We start from the raw sequence: 14,881 nt of genomic DNA on the forward strand, positions 1-14,881 counted from the left end.
AACTAGATTAAAGGCTAAATTAAAGCCCAGCACCATTTAAAACAATTTCAACAACTTAAAGTCCATTCAAGCCCTTACTCACACTACTTTCCATTTTTTTCTTAGCTTCCTCTTGTGCATTATCAGCCGGTTTAGCAGCCTCAACTGGCTTTTCAACTTTAGGCGCATTGGCTGGATCAAACTTCTTATCAATGTATCGAATTTTTGCAGTTTCACGCAGACGCTTCAATTCGGCTTCTGCCGTTTGTTTACGTTTTTCTTCTGTCAAAATCCTTTCAATCAAAGGCTTTGAATCTTTCTCTGAAATTGGCATCTCTTTAATTTCAGCCATACTCACTGCCATGGCTTGCGTATTTGGACCATTTGCCCCAATAAATACCATTTGACCAACTGCCATCTTGCCAAACTGGGCGAGCAATTGTGGTGGCAGTGTTTCAGCAGCATGCGCCACACGCTTCACCGCATATTTCACTTGATGTGACTTTAACCAACCCTCTAAGTCTTTGAGCGTTTTTTCTGACTTTGCAATTTCTTGCAGACTCTCTGTACTGCCCGCTTCCAGGGCGAATACGGCTTCGTCAGTTACGTAAACTTTGCGATTAGCAAAAATATCTTGGTGCTGCGCACGATACTCTTCGATTTCAGCGCTCGTTGGTTTTGCTACTGAAGCAAGACGCTCTTGCAAATACGCTTGCGCCAAAATTTGCATTTTTGAGTTTTCAATTGCCTGCATTACTTGTGGTTTTCGATCTAACTTTTCTTTATGGGCCGCTTGCAGCAAAATTTGACGATCAACCAATCCTTGAAGAATTTGACGACTCGCTGCCTCCTGCTGGGCAGGTTGGATATTGGCACGCTGCAATTCATTATTCACTTGGTACACCGTGATCTCTTCACCATCCACGCTGACGAGAGACTGGGAAGACTTTTCATCGCCGCCTTGTTTCTTTCCACAGCCAGCTACCAAACCAACAAGTGCGATCATCAATACCAGCTTAGCAAGATTAGGTTTAGATGTTTTCAATAAGTCATGTGAGTTGCTATGCATTTGTGTTCCTTAAAATTTCTACCAAACGACTAAAAAATTAATTTTTGATATTTTTGATATTTTATTTATTTGCTATTATATTAAATCCAGGTTTCATTTTTATTACAAATTTCAGCCAGATTAGTTACACATGACAAAATAATAAAAAACTACAGACGCCCATACGGTGCCGCTAAAGGCTCACCCACAAAAACGCCCTGCGCTGGCCAAGCCACACTTTTCCAATAAGCTTCAATCGCAGTGGCACCGTTTACATACCATTTTAATAATACGGTTGGATTTGGAAATTTCTGCCAGTAATTACAAGGCTCAGAAACCGTCCCATAACTTGCTGTTGCGCCAGCATCTAGCCATCGCAGCGCGCTCATTTGCCCCTTACCAGCAAGATCCCCACCAAACGATGTGAGATGATCAGCTAATGCGCCAGGCAAAAAGCCTAGGGTCTCCAAACCATCCACATTCGCTAAGCCTGTTTGATAAATCATCACATCACGTGCACCCACTAATTTATCTGATCGCATATTTATAATCGCAAGCCCAGCACGTGGAATATTTAATCCCGTTGGCGGAAAAAAAGGCGCGCGACTATTGCGGTTGGTATCAGAGGTCGTCAAATAATAAGCGGTCGCTCTAAATACCCCAGCATCGCTTTGCACCCCTCTATCGATGAGCGCCTTGGTGCGCATGAAAGAGTCATTTGGCAATAGCATGGCTGGGCGGATACGCAAATCATCAAATGGCTTTTTACTTACCGAGTCAAAATAAGGGCTGGACTTACCCACCCCACAAGTATCCGCACACTGCTTGGCATCAAAACCCAAGGTGAGCGCAGAAGTAATCGAGTTGCACTCCACCGCATACGGCGCAGTCCAGGCCAATAGAATTACTTGCTCTTTGGCATTTAACTGCGCTTCAATTTCAGCTTGCAGGCTAGTAAATTCAGCAAGCGATAATCGATTCGGTGCATTTTTGATACTCACATGCACGACATTTTCGGCGGGGATGCCACGCGCAATGCGGTAGTAATCCCCCGCTCTTACACTGCTCGGATCCGCATCATTAATCACCAGCGCCACTTGCTCTGGGCCAAGCGTGCTGGCTCTATTACGAGGAGTAACATCAGCGTCTGCCGCTTGCGCCAAATTTAAATTAGAAAGAGTAATGGCCAGAAAAATTAAAAATTTAATCACTTGAATTTAATCACTTGAATTAGACACTATTTAATAGTGTATTTTTGTACCAGCTTTTTTTAGCTATTGAGATCGCGGAAGCTGAATTAAAAATAGTAACAGCCTTAAAAATTAATATTTGCGGTCAAGGTCGTTATTAAGTCTGAGAAATCTTTATTAGCGGTAGTAGATGTTCTGCTCATCTTTTGCACTTTCGCGCCAAAGCTTACATATCGTCTCGGCGTCCAATCTAAACCTAAACTCGCATTCTCAATGGTGTCGGTTTCATTAAGCCCCTCAACCACACGCTCGGAAATGCTTGCGCTGCCAGTCACCATAATCTTATTGGTACAGGCATAAGTCGGGGTAAAGCTCAGGCTGTTGTTTCTGGCATAGTTCGCGTTGAGGCTTTGGTAAACAACAATGGCACTTGCAGCAGAGGCGGTGAGTTGTAACTTAGCAGTGGGCGTCCAACTAAGGCTGGCATCACCCACCCAACCCGAATAATCACGCGCTGAAAAATCTTTACCGCCTGCTTGATCATGCTCACGCTCAACCATCGCCACCCTGGTACTCGCCGAAGACTTGGTGGTCACACGCCAATTGAATTTAGCTTCCGTTTCATTTTCTGTAAAGGTTTGTGGCAAAAGCGGATTAATATTTGCAAACTCGCCTTGGCGCTGATGCTGCATCATGGTGACTTCACTGCCTGACGGAAAAACATATTTAACACCCAAATCGATTGCATTTGTGGTGTTGCCGCGATCTGGCTGGAAGTTACTTGAGTTAAGAGAGACTGTACGAGTAAATCCGCCTAAAAAATGCACATTACCTTGCGGCGCCCAATCCATCAAAAAGTTTTGAACCTCATTGGTCAGGATGGGTGATTTATTAGCAGCGACGAAGGTTGCATCAGCAAACCCCATAGCAGACTCTGCGCGAAGTATTGACAAGGCACCCGTTAACCTAGGCGTTAATGACCATGCCCAAGACCCTTTGTAGTTATTACCCACAGAATCTAGCGAACTATAATTTTGATAAGCGTTATTTCTGATGGTGTATTCAAAATTCAGGCGCTGCATTGAATACTGCTTGTTAACACTGAGGGTTGCATAGGAGGTAGTAATCGTTTCAGAGACTGGCGCAACAGGCTTACGGAAAAAGTTGTCATCCATCGTTCGACTCATCCCTACGATTACATTGACGGTGTCTTGCGCATCCGCCAATACTAATGTGGATGTCATTAAAAGAGGGGCAACTAATACATAGCGTAAAGCACGCAGCAAATAAAAATGAGAGTTGCTGACGTGTTGACTGACCATCAATCCGATGATGCCATTCAAATTCAAAAGGAAAGTTGAGACTTGCAACATAAAAAAGTGCTCAGTATATTTGGCAACCAACAATAAAGTTAACGCCTAAAATTAAATCAGAATTTATATCAACAACATTTGCAAATTCGCTAACCTAATTATCATAATTGTTATAAATTAGTATATCAATTAAAAAGTTACAGATTTATTAATATAATTAAATGGTCACTCGCTTGTAAAGAAAGTGCAACATTTATCAGTTATGATCACAAAGAAATTATTGTATGTATGCTTAATTTGCGATGTTTTTAAATCGGATTGTAAAAATACAATTATCGTTAGTTAAGCACAGCAAAAAAAGTAATCAAAATTCTTACCTGCCATCTAAAAAAGTCTCAAATAATCAATGTTAACAACAAATAAAGCTGGCGCCATGCCGAATAGACCCAATGCAAGCAACTCAATTCGCAAGGCCTCCGGCATTGCTTTATCCCGTGACAACATTCTTTTTATTCTAGAATCTATCATTGAGCCGCTCATTATTGTGTTGACACTTTGGGGTCTTGCCATTTGGTTCGATGGCGAACTGCTTCCAAACTACCTCATATTCTCAGTCATCATTTTTTCCGTCACCTTCCCTGGCAATACTAAAATCAATATCGCGCCATGGAAGATCATCAGAAACATACTGGTCTCTTGGCTCATTCTTGCAAGCATGTTATTAACATTCGCGTTAGCCACCCACCACTTAGGATTTTTCGATAAATATGTGATGCAAATCTGGTTATGGCTGACCCCCATTTGCCAAATCATTGCAGTGTTTGCACTGCGGGGGATTGCACCGTTTATTTTACAAATACAAGGCCCCACACGCTACGCCATTATTGCAGGCATGAACAAACAAGGCATTTCAATTGCAGCCAGCTTACAAAACTCGGAATACAACAACACTGAATGCTTGGGATTTTTTGATGACCGCTCGGCCGACAGGCTAAGCGTGGAATTGGATGGTGAAATTCAGCACCCTATCCTGGGGAAAATCACAGACATCACCGAATACATGCAGCAACATCAAGTAGATATTGTCTACATGTCCTTGCCCATGGAAAATCGACCACGCATCGTTAAAGTGCTCGATGAACTCAAAGACACGACAGCCTCCATATACTTTTTGCCGGATATATTTTTAACGGATTTGATTCAAGGAAGTGTAGGCCAAGTCGACGGCATTCCGGTCATTACGCTTTGTGAAACTCCTTTTGCAGGTATCGATGGCCTGATCAAACGCGTGTTCGATTTGCTATTTTCAGTGGCCGCATTGATCCTGATCTCGCCCATATTACTCATCATTAGCCTAGGCGTAAAAATGAGTTCACCGGGCCCGGTTATCTTCAAACAACGTCGTTATGGCTTAGATGGCAAAGAAATTTTAGTCTACAAATTTAGAACCATGACGGTGGCTGAAGATGGCGCGGTCGTTGTGCAAGCTACCAAGCAAGATCAGCGCATTACTCCATTCGGCAGACTATTGCGTAAAACTTCGCTAGATGAATTACCGCAGTTTATTAATGTATTGCAAGGTCGCATGAGCGTTGTTGGCCCCAGGCCACATGCAGTGGCTCACAATGAAACTTACCGTAAAATCATCAAAGGTTATATGGTGCGCCATAAGGTGCGTCCTGGGATTACTGGCTGGGCTCAAGTCAATGGCTTTCGCGGCGAGACCGACACCTTAGAAAAAATGCAAAGCCGTATCGAATATGATATTGATTATCTGCGCAACTGGAGCGCTAAACTGGATATTTATATCGTGCTCAAAACGATCGCCATGTTATTAAGAAAAGAAAAAAATGCCTACTAAACCACATATATATAAACATCGTTGGGTTCAAGTAATCGCCATCATTGGCCTGGTGCTGATGCTTGTGGGCATTTTTATTGGGGGCAGACAACCTGGCGCTGGTAGCATGTTTAATCCGCCGTGGGATAAGGTTGTGCATCTTTGCACCTACGCCCTCATGGCGATGCTAATAGGTTTAGCCTTCCGAAAAACCCCTCTGCCTATCGTGTTGCTAATGACTGTAAGCATTGCAGCTTGCGATGAAATTGCCCAAATGTATATTCCTGGAAGATCAGCAGATGCAGGCGATTATGCCGCAGATGCACTAGGTTGCTTGCTGGCAATATTGCCCGACTATTGGATCAAAAAGAAACTTGGCTGGATTAAAGATTAAGTCAATATTGCATAGACAATCATAGCCATGCTGGATTAAGGCTTTCAGCAGCCATTAGCAATATAATAAGGAATACAAACTCATCACCATGGCACCTGTTAATACCATCCGTTTAATTGGCGTCTTTTATTTAACGCTGCTCATGCAGCAAGTCTTTTCTCAGCCAGCTATGGCTGGCGTCACCCTTTCCACAGAATTAACGGACAAGGTCAACCTCGAGCTTGCTGCAGGCAATCCGGTTGATCTCATCATCGAGTACGACGATGCAGAAATTGAAACGGTCACCAAGACGATGCGCAATAGATTGGCTAAGCGCCGTGATAATGACGAAATCCGTGCCTATAAGGTCGAAAAATATAAAGCCCTTAAAGATCGTGTCGATTTACCGACAAGGCGCCCAGAGATTGAAGATTTACAAAGTTACAGCCATTTGCCGATGGGCTTTAAACGCTTCAAATCCAAAGTAGCGCTTGAAGCTTTTATTGCGCAAGCCGGGGTTAAAGCTATGTATATCAACGAGAAAATGCATCTTATTTCCATACAAAACTCAAGCCTGATCAATCAAACCTTTTCATACAAATTAGGTAAGCAAGGCGCTGGCACCACAGTGGTAGTGATAGACAACGGCCTAGATTACACCAAGTCTGATTTTGGATCATGTACTGGTATAGGTTCACCTGCCAGCTGTAAGGTGATTGCTTCAATAGATCAAGTGACTTCGAATAGAATCATAGGATCTCGACAGGCAGCGACTAATCATGATCATGGCAACAATGTAGCTGGCACTATCATTGGAGTGGCTCCGGGTAGCAAAATTGCTGCCATCAATGTCTTTGATACGGCCAGCGGCGCCTATAGTAATGACATTATTTCCGCCATTAATTGGGGTATCAGCAATCAGGGCAAATATAACATTGCATCGATTAACCTGAGTTTAGGTGGCGACACCAAATACACCAGCCCCTGCAGCAACGACTGGTCATCAAGCACAATCACAAGCGCCAAAACGGCAGGAATTAGTGTGGTAATTGCAGCAGGAAACGGAGGCTATACAGACGGACTAATTAGCCCCGCTTGTTCACCAGATGCCGTGTCCGTGGGCGCTGTATATGACAGCAATGAGGGTGGCATCAGTTGGGGAACTGGCTGCACCGATGCAACGACAGCCGCCGATCAAGTGGTGTGCTTTTCAAATAGCGCCAACTTTCTCAAAATATTAGCCCCAGGCGTTAATATAACTTCTGCTGGGATAAAACTGAGTGGTACATCCCAAGCTGCACCTCATGTCGCTGGGGCGATCGCCGTATTACGATCGGCTTTTCCTTCAGAAACCGCTAGCCAGCTTCAAAGTCGCTTAACGAATACAAGAGTTCCAAGGGTGACCGATACTCGAAACAACTTAAGCTTCCCAAGATTGGACTTGCTCCAGGCACTGGCTAGTTTGCCAACGAATAACAATTTCGCCTCTGCCAGCGCACTCTCCAATACCAACAATAGTGGTAGCGTCAGCAGTTCATCCATACTATCAACCAAAGAAACAGGTGAGCCAAACCATGCGGGCAACACTGGCGGGCAGTCGGTATGGTGGAAATGGACAGCGCCAGCAAACGGCCAACTAAGCTTGGACACTCACGACAGCAATTATGACACCCTGCTGGCAGTTTACAGAGGCACTACCGTTAACGCTTTAAGCAATGTTGTCGCCAATGATAATGATGGCTTTGGTGTTGGTAACAGCAGTGTGCTGCTGCAAGCGCAAGCCGGACAAGAATATAAAATTGCGCTTGATGGTCGCAACGGTGCTGCTGGATTTGTACAACTTAATTGGAAACTTAACCCTTCTGCGAATGCCAATTTAAGCGTAAGCATCACTGGCCCTAATGCCATTAGCCTCGGCACGCAGCAGCCTTCTATCATTACTGTGAGCAATGCTGGCCCGCAAGTGGCAACAAACGTTGCAGTCACCACCACACTTCCTGCAGGCGCGACGTTTGTTTCAAGCAATGCCAACTGCTCGGCCACCAACAATATCGTACATTGCCTACTCGGCACGCTCGGTGTAAATAGCACTGCCTCACTGACCATGCAGGTCCATTGGAATAGCATCGGCAGCAACACCCAACTCTTGGCAAGTGTCAGTTCAGATTTACCAGACAGCACGCAGGACAATAATGCGGCATCTATACAAGTGGCCATGAGCGACGGCTCTGAGACGGGAGACAGCCCAACGCTGCCAGAATGGGGAATGATATTCATGATGGCGCTGATGATTGCTATTGGCCACAAAGCGCAATTTAGATCACTCAAGCTAAATAGCAAGATGCAAAATAAAGGCACAGGCCATTAATGGCTAAGCCCATTCCAGGCATCGATTATTGGCCGAATCAGTCGGAATGGCCCAGCCAGGAAAAATACAGTCCAAAAGATTCTCATCAAGACAAGCCAAACCCAGTTAGCTCACTTATCAAGCAAGCCTTGGTGTTTATTTTATTATTCATCCTCATGCAAGCCAGCTGGCAAATGGTGCGCGATGAGACAGTAGGCTACTTTATTCGTGGAACTGTCATTGTCAAGCCAGCGGTGATGTTGATTCATCTGCTCACGCCGAAAATTGAAGCAAGCGCCTTGGGCAATCAAATTTTAGCGCCCGGGGGTGGTTTGGTGATTAAGATAGGCTGTGAGGGCGTGGAAGCCTTATTTATTCTCATCGCCGGCTTATTAAGTGTCGCAATAGGTTGGCGCGCAAAGTTATCAGGCATTATTCTTGGATTAGTCCTGATTTATACCGTCAATGAATTGCGTATATTACTGTTGTTTTATGCCTTCCGTGCTGACAAAGCCTTGTTTCAACTGCTACACGGCACCATTGCACCATTGGCATTAATTACCATTGCAGGCTTGTTTTACCATTATTGGCTGCAGAAAAATCAACCACACTTAAACGCCAAATGATACGAAGTAGCTTTCGATTGTTATTACTTGGCACCAGCTTCACTGCCCTCACCCATTGGTATGGTCGATATTTAATGGAAGCACTGTTGCCGCTTTATCACTTCACCATTCACCATGTGGATAGTCGCATCGATATTTCATCACTCATCATTACGTGGTTTCAAGGCCAACAGTTTGTGCAATTTGAAGGCTTAGTCAGCCATCCCTTTTTTATTGGCGAACAATATTACTTCATTGAAAACGCACGGTTAATTAGCAGTCGCATTCCGCTAGATTATGCCTTGCAACCCGTGGTGATTTTTTTTACTTTAGTCCTTGCTTGGCCCGCAGACGTATTCAAAAAACAATATCAAGCATACTTTTATCGAATCAGCTTCGGTGCGCCATTGATACTAATCTTGATGCTGCTCGATTTCCCCATGCAATTTATTTATATGCTGTGGGCTAACCTAGAAAAAGCACTGAATGTAACAGGCGACGCCCATGGCTTGCTGTTATATTGGAGTGATTTTTTGAATGGTGGTGGGCTGATCATGCTCAGCATTGCGATCAGTGTAATGGCGATAGGGATTAGTAGTAAATGGATGAGTAGTAGCATTCATGACTAGCCAATGAGATGCATCACAATGGCGATGAATACCTAAGGTCTAGAAGTATGAAGTGGGTTTAATGAACCTGCTCTGACTGCTGCTTTGAAGATACAATGAAAGGAAGTCGGCGTTCAATAAACATGCTATTACCTGTGAACTTCTTGGAATATTTCTTGGCGCTGATACAGGCTTCCGAGACTTCATGATGTGATGGAAACATGCCAGGTGAAACCTTCACCGAAGCAATAGAAATGGTGAGAATTGGGTAAAAGTGCTTAACCCCTTTTCTATCTTCTGCCTCAATTCCACCACGCAATCGATCTTCTTCGTCATACACCTGCGGAAAAGCATTGGAAACTTCATCCAAAAAGTCATAACAACGCTGCTCCCAATCAGCACTTTGAAAAAGCACAATAAAGTCGTCACCACCAATATGGCCAACAAAATCAAACATGCCACAGGCTTTACTGATTAATCGTGCCGTCAATTGAATCACCTCATCGCCCTTTTGGAAGCCATATACGTCATTAAAGGGCTTAAAGTTATCTAAATCAAAATAACAAGTCACGAACGATGTCCCTGATTGAATGAGCAGATCGATTTGTTCACAGATGGGGGTATTGCCGGGTAAAAGTGTTAAAGGGTTAGCATAACGCGCTGCATTAATTTGTAGGTTGGAGATTAAACGCAACAGATCATGGCCGTTTCCCATCCCAAGATACGCATCGGCATTGGAAACAATAAAGCCGGCAGATAAGTGTCGTGGATCACTTCGTAAAATCAGATCTGTAAGATCTTGTACAGTGGTATTGTGATCCACAATAATGGAAGCGTCATCCATCATGGTGACGCATGACTTATCCCCGAATAACTCCCGGCGATAGGGGCGTGCATAACTATCAATCATCGCTCCACGACTGATCAGGCCTAAAGGCTTAGTTGCTTGTACCACAGGAACCGCATGAAGGTCTGGATTCTGCTCAAACAGTCTGAACACCTCTTCATTTGTGTCAGACGGACTGACGGGCGTCACATATCTTAGTAATTTAGAAACCGTTGCCCTTGTTTGCAACACATTTTCACGCGGGGCTTCAACGCGCAATAAAGATTTAATCACCGCTTCAGGCAAGATTTGTACTGGGGTTACTGCAGCTTCAGCGAGACAACTGCCTTGTCCTAGGTCAACCCCCAGGTCGCGGATCGCCATGAGGTCCAATGAATTGTTAACGCCATCAGCAATCACCTTTGCGTTTGACTGAGAAGCCACCTCATAAATAGACCGAGCGATTTCTAGTTTCACCTTGTCGTGATGAATTCCATCGATAAAGTCCTTATCTAGCTGCACGTATTCTGGTTTTACTTCTGACCACAAACTTAAGCCGGAAAAGCCTTGATTGAGGTTACAAATCGCAAGCTGAAATCCCATGCCACGATAATGTGCACAAGCTTGCGTGAGTAACCCAACATCCGCACCGCTTTCAGATCGACTGAGCTTGATCACCACGTCGCTTGGCGACAAACCAAATTCCGCTAAATACTTTAGTGTCTCACCGGTTTTTGCTTCAGACTGCAACAACACATCTAAGCTCACGTTTAAGAAAATTTTACCTTCTAAGCCTTGCTTAGCAAAAGACTCTAAAACGAGGTGACGGCCAAGATACTCCCCCTCGACCACGGTTGAGCTCACCCTCGCGGCACGAATCAGTTCAATAGGCGCCAAGCCCTCAAAACCTAAAACTTTGGCAGTATTAAAATCGAAGATCGGCTGAAAGCTTGCCTGCAGAAGATTGTCACGCAGGAACACTTCCAAACCAAGGTCGAGTTTTTCCTTGGAATAGAGCTGAAGTTCGTCAAGCGGTAGGCTGTTGTTGTTGGGTAGCACGAACAAAAAGTCCAGAAAAAAACCGATACATCACTGTAATTGATGCATGTGTCATCTAAATGACAACATAACTAGCCAATATGAAATAAAAGCTAGTTATGTATTATTTTGCTACTTTTGTTATGGCAATTTTGATATTGCGCTTGTGAAAAATGTCTAACGATGACATCCAACTACTGAAAACCAGTCGCTTTCTCTAGGTCTATTTTGTCATTATAGTTTTGCAAAATATTCTCAAGTTCCACGCGTTTGATTTGTGAAAACGGCTCAGTCAACACCGCTTTTTTGTACAAACTAGGGTTTTCGTATAACTTGACCAATTCCAAACCATAGTCATAAAGTTTAGCGTTTTTAGCCAAGCAAGCATCAATCACTTTGGTTTTTTGAATGGTGGTGGCAGTTAAGTTAGCGCGTTGCTGCTCATTCACCTTTAGATCATATACATTAGCTTGATATTTCACATCAAGTTCATTCAAAGCCGTTTTAGTGGCTTCTAGCTCAACCTGTGTTTTGAGCAATTTGGCTTCAAACGCCAAACGTTCAGCGGTCATTTCTTTTAAGCTAATCTCCAAACCCTCAATCTTGCGATTTGCGGCACCGAACTTGGTTTTTAGGGTGGCGTTTTCTTCTTGGGCTTTTGCCATATCTGCATCTAACACTGCTTTTGCTTGTGTTGCCTGATCAAGTTGGCTCTGCAACTGGGCTTTTTCTTGCTGAATCTGCTGCACCATCTGCTGCGCACGGCGTGCCGCTTTATCTTTCTTATCAGCCGCGTGCACAGGATTCAAAAAGAAACTCGCTGTAAGCAATAGCCCAATGATGATTTTACCAGGCCCAAAAATCGACTTCATGATGGTAGTTTCCATTCGTCGTCGCCTTAGAACTTAGCGTTCAAATCAAACATCAACACATCGATCCCAAGCGGCAAACCAGAAATCTGATCGGCACTTAACCAACGACCTGACACCCATGCATTTTTATCAATCCCGTAACTCGCTCCAAGGATCCAGCCTTTAGCATCTGTCCCGCCAAGACGAAAGTCTGAGTCAGTAAATGCATCTAAAACAGCATCTGCCTCCAGGTGCTTGTATGCACCAAACACTTCCCAATCATTCGCATTCGTCACTTTAGCGGTACCAACAGACAACTTCACTTGATAACCTTGGTTTTCTTTCTTGAAGCTTCCCAATGCTAATCCAGTTTTATTTGCAAAATCGTTTGAATCAAAGCCAATATTTTTAACATAATCGCCAGTTAAAATAATATGTACCGGGTTAAATGTTAAAAGTTCTACCTGACCAGTGACATTCAATTGTTGGAACTTGGAAGCAAGGCCACAAGGTCCACCATATGCACATGCTTTATTATCCGATGGTGACAGTGACCTCACGTAACTAGAGTTGATGCTAAAAGTTCTATTACCTTTTTGCCTAAACGCTGGTGCAGTGTCTCTATAATCAGTTGCATTGACCGTATTTAGAGTGCCTTCGACATTCTGAAAGTCATAAAGACCAACTGCAAATTTACTGGAGACTTGGGATGTTTTCCACTGTATGCCTGCCTGTCCGCCAACCAGCCATTTGCTTTTAGCTTTGTTCGTGTCTGAACTTTGTATCTCATCGATCGGGAACACACCCCCTGTTACAAAGGCTGAAACCGTATCACTTAACTCTGGCGTGTATTTTGCGAACACACCATCAAAGGCCAAATCAGGGTCCCATACCAAGTCGGTACCAAAGAACGGGTTCTCCATACGACCGCCTGTGGCTGATAAACGTCTGCCTAGCTTCGCTTTCAAAAATACGCGGTCTAACGCAAATGAGAACTTACTATCCACACTCTCCATGGTCTGATTAGGAGAAACAGGGTCAACATTGCTCCCTGTCGTCATGCGAATACCACTGCTTAGCCAATCATTAATCTTGATATTCGCACCTAATCGTGCACGCAATCTCATACGATCTCTATCTTCTGAAGTATTGGTCACTGCAGCATTTCGGTTTTCGTTAGCTGTGAAATTAAGTGGCGAAGCATTACCCTCAGCAAAAGCATCACGCTCAAAACGTAGGCGAACATCGCCCGTCCATTCAATACGATCAATCCAATCGGGCATACCCAAGCGCTCACCCGCTTTGTAATTGAGTTTGGTCATCAATTCTTTTTTAACTTCTTCGCGCATTTCTTTTTTAATAAAGTCAGGCACATACTGCACACGAACAGTTTTGGCAGCCACCTCATTAATCGGCTCACCTTTTTCAGCTTGTTTTTCTGCTTTCTCTAAAGCATCTTTTTCTGCTGATGCCAGTCTAGCGGCTTCAGCATCTTTTTTAAGAATATCGGCCTTGCTTTTTGATAGCACACCTTCACTCACCAACATATCAATCAAATTCAGTGTCGTTGAACGCAGTTGTTCTAATGACTCGCGCTCGCCCGCTTGCAATAGCGGCGATGACATCATCAGCATCGAAGCTAAACTAATGCTCGTGATGGCCATCGCAGGGTTAAATTGTTGTTTAATCATCATACGTTCCTGAGTAAATCGTTTATAAGCAAATCTTTTATTGGGAAATGATTCTTTGAAAAACCATTCAAAATTATTTTTTACAAGCCACTATTTTTTGAGGTGATGCGTATCTTAATAGGCAGCGGCATATCGCTAGGTGGTGGCTCATTCGCTACCAGCTTGCCGGTCAGCACCTTCTTAATCAGCGCATCTGTTTTTTCGTTGTTACTTGTGCCTTGTAATTCAATCCGCTCAATATGGCCTGCAGTGTTTAGCCAAAGCAACACCACTAAGCGATATTGCGCCACAGATAAATCTTTATCGGCAGCCAAGGCTTCTTCAACCTTCACCTTGACTTGCCCCGTAAACCAAGCAAAAGCAGCAAGCCCTTTTCTGCCGCCAATCTTAGTGCCTACATCACCGCCCTTGTATTCACTATTCACTGCACCTGCTGCAAAGGGACTTGGGCCATCCCCCGCTGTGCCTTCCATCTTCAAGACTTCAGCCGGTGGCGTCTGCTCTTGCTTAGGCTGCTGTATTTCTTTCACCTCTTTGACTTCTTTTGGCTGCTCTTTAGGCGGCTCTTTTGGTGGTGGCGGAGGTGGTGGTGGCGGTGTATCAGGCAATAACTTCACTGTGGTCACTGCTTTTTTGTGCGTAGTGCCGCCAGACATTAATGCCTTACCCAAATAGAATAAGCCCGCTAAGACTAAGACTCCCGCCAAGATCAAAGCCACGCGCTTTAACCATACAGAGCTGCTTGATGGGATTGCTTTTGCTTGCATTAGGTGCCTATCTTGCCGGTCACTAAACCAACATTGCTAATCTCTAAACGGTTCACCAAATCAATCACGCTAATCACGCCAGCATAAGGCGCATCCGCATCGCCGCGTATCATCACGTTAAATTTGTCATCTTTAGCTTTGGCTGCATTAAGCTGCGACTCAAGCTCCGCCATGCTCACACCGATGCCATTAATTAACACGCCGCCACCTTGTTGCACCTGCACGATTTTGACATCGTGCTTTTCTGTGCTGGGCTTATTAGAAGGCTTAGGCAAGTTCATTGTGAGGCCTTGCACGCCAGCGGTGGTCATCAAAATAAAGATCACCAAAAGCACATAAGCCAAATCTAGCATCGGCGTGATGTTAATGGTGTCGTAAGGCTGTGCTTCATTTTGAACTTGCATG

13 protein-coding genes are annotated in these 14,881 nt (G+C 44.2%); 5 read left to right on the top strand and 8 right to left on the bottom strand.

The genetic code is table 11. The annotated features are described in order from the left end of the window. Nucleotides 1-55 precede the first annotated feature (55 nt). The 3 genes from BN1209_RS06090 to epsL form a co-directional block, all read right to left on the bottom strand. Complete coding sequence (locus BN1209_RS06090) at nt 56-1,048, bottom strand: EpsD family peptidyl-prolyl cis-trans isomerase (protein WP_045751396.1); 993 nt, start codon at nt 1,046-1,048, stop codon at nt 56-58. A 149-nt stretch (nt 1,049-1,197) separates the two neighbouring features. Next, nucleotides 1,198-2,238, bottom strand: a complete 1,041-nt coding sequence (locus BN1209_RS06095) for a TIGR03790 family protein (RefSeq protein ID WP_197539007.1) — start codon at nt 2,236-2,238, stop codon at nt 1,198-1,200. Between the two features lie 104 nt (nt 2,239-2,342). Then, nucleotides 2,343-3,590, bottom strand: coding sequence for an XrtB/PEP-CTERM-associated polysaccharide biosynthesis outer membrane protein EpsL (gene epsL, locus BN1209_RS06100; RefSeq protein WP_045751397.1), 1,248 nt, complete (start codon nt 3,588-3,590; stop codon nt 2,343-2,345). A gap of 451 nt (nt 3,591-4,041) precedes the next feature. On the opposite strand from epsL, the gene BN1209_RS06105 reads away from it, so the two are divergent. The 5 genes from BN1209_RS06105 (at nt 4,042) to BN1209_RS06125 (ending at nt 9,324) form a co-directional block, all read left to right on the top strand. Continuing rightward, nucleotides 4,042-5,391, top strand: a complete 1,350-nt coding sequence (locus BN1209_RS06105; RefSeq protein ID WP_231855165.1) for an undecaprenyl-phosphate glucose phosphotransferase — start codon at nt 4,042-4,044, stop codon at nt 5,389-5,391. After that, on the top strand, nt 5,381-5,764 hold the full coding sequence (locus BN1209_RS06110) for a VanZ family protein (RefSeq protein WP_045751398.1): 384 nt from the start codon (nt 5,381-5,383) through the stop codon (nt 5,762-5,764). Before BN1209_RS06105 ends, BN1209_RS06110 begins: the two co-directional genes overlap by 11 nt. 88 nt (nt 5,765-5,852) lie before the next feature. Then, on the top strand, nt 5,853-8,111 hold the full coding sequence (locus BN1209_RS08900; RefSeq protein ID WP_052661109.1) for an IPTL-CTERM sorting domain-containing protein: 2,259 nt from the start codon (nt 5,853-5,855) through the stop codon (nt 8,109-8,111). Further along, on the top strand, nt 8,111-8,716 hold the full coding sequence (locus tag BN1209_RS06120; protein ID WP_052661110.1) for a hypothetical protein: 606 nt from the start codon (nt 8,111-8,113) through the stop codon (nt 8,714-8,716). The genes BN1209_RS08900 and BN1209_RS06120 overlap by 1 nt, the downstream gene beginning before the upstream one ends. After that, a complete protein-coding gene (locus BN1209_RS06125) occupies nt 8,677-9,324 on the top strand; it encodes a hypothetical protein (RefSeq protein ID WP_144402554.1) in 648 nt (215 codons plus the stop codon). The genes BN1209_RS06120 and BN1209_RS06125 overlap by 40 nt, the downstream gene beginning before the upstream one ends. Nucleotides 9,325-9,382: 58 nt before the next feature. On the opposite strand, the gene BN1209_RS06130 is transcribed toward BN1209_RS06125, so the two are convergent. From BN1209_RS06130 to BN1209_RS06150, 5 genes are all read right to left on the bottom strand, one after another. Then, nucleotides 9,383-11,188 (bottom strand): GGDEF domain-containing protein, encoded by a 1,806-nt coding sequence (locus BN1209_RS06130; protein WP_144402555.1) that lies wholly within the window; start codon nt 11,186-11,188, stop codon nt 9,383-9,385. A 173-nt stretch (nt 11,189-11,361) separates the two neighbouring features. Beyond that, the gene (locus BN1209_RS06135) at nt 11,362-12,054 is read right to left on the bottom strand and encodes a coiled-coil domain-containing protein (RefSeq protein ID WP_052661111.1); all 693 of its coding nucleotides are present in this window, start codon (nt 12,052-12,054) and stop codon (nt 11,362-11,364) included. A gap of 11 nt (nt 12,055-12,065) precedes the next feature. After that, nucleotides 12,066-13,712, bottom strand: coding sequence for a putative porin (locus BN1209_RS06140; protein WP_231855123.1), 1,647 nt, complete (start codon nt 13,710-13,712; stop codon nt 12,066-12,068). A gap of 77 nt (nt 13,713-13,789) precedes the next feature. After that, complete coding sequence (locus BN1209_RS06145; RefSeq protein ID WP_045751401.1) at nt 13,790-14,476, bottom strand: TonB C-terminal domain-containing protein; 687 nt, start codon at nt 14,474-14,476, stop codon at nt 13,790-13,792. Continuing rightward, nucleotides 14,476-14,880, bottom strand: coding sequence for an ExbD/TolR family protein (locus BN1209_RS06150; protein WP_045751402.1), 405 nt, complete (start codon nt 14,878-14,880; stop codon nt 14,476-14,478). Before BN1209_RS06150 ends, BN1209_RS06145 begins: the two co-directional genes overlap by 1 nt. Nucleotide 14,881: the final 1 nt, after the last annotated feature.

The sequence above is a fragment of the Candidatus Methylopumilus turicensis genome (assembly GCF_000953015.1).
Taxonomy (GTDB): domain Bacteria; phylum Pseudomonadota; class Gammaproteobacteria; order Burkholderiales; family Methylophilaceae; genus Methylopumilus_A; species Methylopumilus_A turicensis.